This window comes from Streptomyces sp. McG3 (assembly GCF_018619185.1).
Classification (GTDB): Bacteria; Actinomycetota; Actinomycetes; order Streptomycetales; family Streptomycetaceae; genus Streptomyces.
On record NZ_JAAXYC010000524.1, the window covers coordinates 1 to 2802 of the forward strand.

Annotated in this window: 2 protein-coding genes; both read left to right on the forward strand. The window is 71.4% G+C overall.

The annotated features are described in order from the left end of the window. The coding region (locus HET64_RS38025; RefSeq protein WP_215111785.1) for a type I polyketide synthase at positions 1 to 1276 on the forward strand (1276 nt) is incomplete at its 5' end. A gap of 69 nt (positions 1277 to 1345) precedes the next feature. Then, a partial coding sequence (locus HET64_RS38030) for a beta-ketoacyl synthase N-terminal-like domain-containing protein (protein WP_215111786.1) occupies positions 1346 to 2802 on the forward strand: 1457 nt, incomplete at its 3' end.

Below are 2802 nucleotides of genomic sequence, written 5' to 3' on the forward strand. Positions count from 1 at the left end.
TTCGCATCTGGCGCGGTGGCTGGCGCGGAGCGGGGCGGAGCATGTGGTTCTGGTCAGCCGGTCCGGGGCGCGGGCTCCGGGTGCGGTCGCGTTGGCGGAGGAGCTGACGGCGGCGGGTACCCCGACCTCGGTCAGGGCCTGTGACATCACCGACGCGGGGCAGCTCGCCGAGGTCCTGGGCGGCACCGGCCACCCGCCCGTCACCACCGTCATCCACGCCGCCGGGGTGTCCCGGGACGTGGTGCTCACGGACCTCACCGCCGCGGATCTGGAAGACGTACTCGCGGCGAAGGTGCGAGGCGCGGACATGCTGGCGGAGCAGCTCGCCGACGGCGCGTTCGAGCGGCTGGTGCTGTTCTCGTCGAACGCCGGGGTCTGGGGCGGCGCGCGGCAGGGCGCCTACGCCGCCGCGAACGCCTACCTCGACGCCCTGGCGGAGCACCTGCGCGCGGCCGGCCGGTCCGTGACGTCGGTCGCCTGGGGGCTGTGGGACGCCGAGGGCATGGGCGGGGGCGAGGCCGGTTCACGGCTGAGCCGGCTCGGCCTGCGGCCCATGGCACCCGACCGTGCCGTCGCGGCGCTCCACGAGGCGCTCGGCATGGACGAGACGCTCGTCGCTGTGGCGGACGTGGACTGGGAACAGTTCCTCCCCGCCTTCACCATGGCCCGGCGTCGTCCGCTCATCGAGGACCTTCCCGAAGCCCGGCAGATCACCGCCGCGGCGGACCACCGGGGCGCGGACGCGGACAGCCCTTCCGGGCTGGTCTCACGGCTCGACGGGCTGGCCGCCGCCGACCGCCTCGACCTGCTGTCCAAGCTGGTGTGCGAGGAGGCGGCCCGGGTCCTGTCCCACTCCAGCCCCGAGGCCATCGAGCCCGAACGGGCCTTCCGAGACATGGGGTTCGACTCCATCGCCTCCGTCGAGCTGCGCAAGCGGCTCAGCGCCGAGACCGGCCTGCGACTGCCGGCCACCGTGGCGTTCGACCACCCCACCCCGAGGATCCTCGCCGAGCACCTCGACGCCGAACTGCTCGGAGTGGCCCCGGACGTTCCGCCGTCCACCCGCGTGTTCGGCGACATCGACCGCCTCGCGGGGACCTTGGCGGAGGTCGCCGAGGACGATGCCGTACGCAAGAGGGTGGCGCAGCGGCTCCGGGAGCTCCTGGACGCCTGCGACACCACCTCCCGCGACGCCGACGGCATGAGCGCACAGCTCGGCTCGGCGAGCGACGAGGAGATCTTCGAATTCATCGACAAGCGGTTCAAGCGCTCCTAGGACCCTGACCGCACGCACGCCCGCACCGATCGCCTGTCTGCATCACAGCTGTGAGGAAGGCTCACGAAAATGGCTAACGAGGAACAGCTCCGGTCCTACCTGCGGTTCGTCACCTCGGATCTGCATGAGGCGCGTGAGCGTCTGGAGCGACTCGAGGCCGAGCAGCACGCCCCGATCGCCATCGTGGGCATGAGCTGCCGGTTCCCCGGTGGAGTGCGCTCGCCCGAGGAGCTGTGGGACCTCGTCGCCGCCGGTGGCGACGCGATAGCAGGCTTCCCGAAGGACCGGGGCTGGGACCTCGACACGCTGTTCGATACCGACCCCGACGCGACAGGTACGTCGTCCACGGCGGCCGGCGGCTTCGTCTACGACGCCGGCGAGTTCGACGCGGGCTTCTTCGGGATCAGCCCGCGCGAGGCGCTGGCGATGGACCCGCAGCAGCGGCTCGTACTGGAGTGCTCATGGGAGGCGATCGAGCGCGCGGGCATTGATGTCTCGACCCTGCGCAACTCCAGCACCGGCGTGTTCCTCGGCGCGTCCGCCCAGAACTACGGCACGTTCGCCGACCAAGGGGGCGAGGGAAGCGAGGGCTACTTCCTGACCGGGAACGCGGCGAGTGTGGTGTCGGGCCGTCTTGCCTATGTGTTCGGGCTGGAGGGTCCGGCGGTGACGGTGGACACGGCGTGTTCGTCGTCGCTGGTGGCGTTGCATCTGGCGGCGCAGGCGCTGCGGGCGGGCGAGTGCGGTCTGGCCGTCGCCGGCGGCGTCGCGGTGATGTCGACGCCGGGTGCGTTCGTGGAGTTCAGCCGACAGCGGGGTCTGGCACCCGATGGTCGGTGCAAGCCGTTCGCTGCGGGAGCCGATGGTACGGGCTGGGGCGAGGGCGCCGGTGTACTGCTCCTCGAACGTTTGTCGGACGCGGTGGCGAACGGTCACCAGGTGCTTGCGGTGCTGCGGGGTTCGGCGGTCAATCAGGACGGTGCGTCGAACGGTCTGACGGCGCCGAACGGTCCCTCCCAGCAGCGGGTGATCCGGCAGGCCCTGTCCAACGCCGGTCTCGGTACCGGTGAGGTGGATGTCGTCGAGGCGCACGGTACGGGTACGACGCTGGGTGATCCGATCGAGGCGCAGGCGTTGTTGGCGACGTACGGGCAGGACCGGCCCGACGACCGTCCGTTGTGGCTGGGTTCGGTGAAGTCGAACATCGGGCACACGCAGTCCGCCGCGGGTGTGGCCGGGGTCATCAAGATGGTCATGGCGATGCGGCACGGGCTGCTGCCGGAGACGCTGCACGTGGACGAGCCCTCGCCCCACGTCGACTGGTCCGCGGGAGAGGTGCGTCTTCTGACGGAACCGGTGCCGTGGTCCGGGGGCGGTCGGCAGCGGCGTGCGGGCGTGTCCTCGTTCGGCGTCAGTGGCACCAATGCCCACGTGATCCTGGAAGAGGCACCCGCTGTCGAGCTCGGTCCCGAACCGGCGGCGGAGGTGTCGGGTCCCGTGCCGTGGGTGGTGTCGGCGCGTGGGGA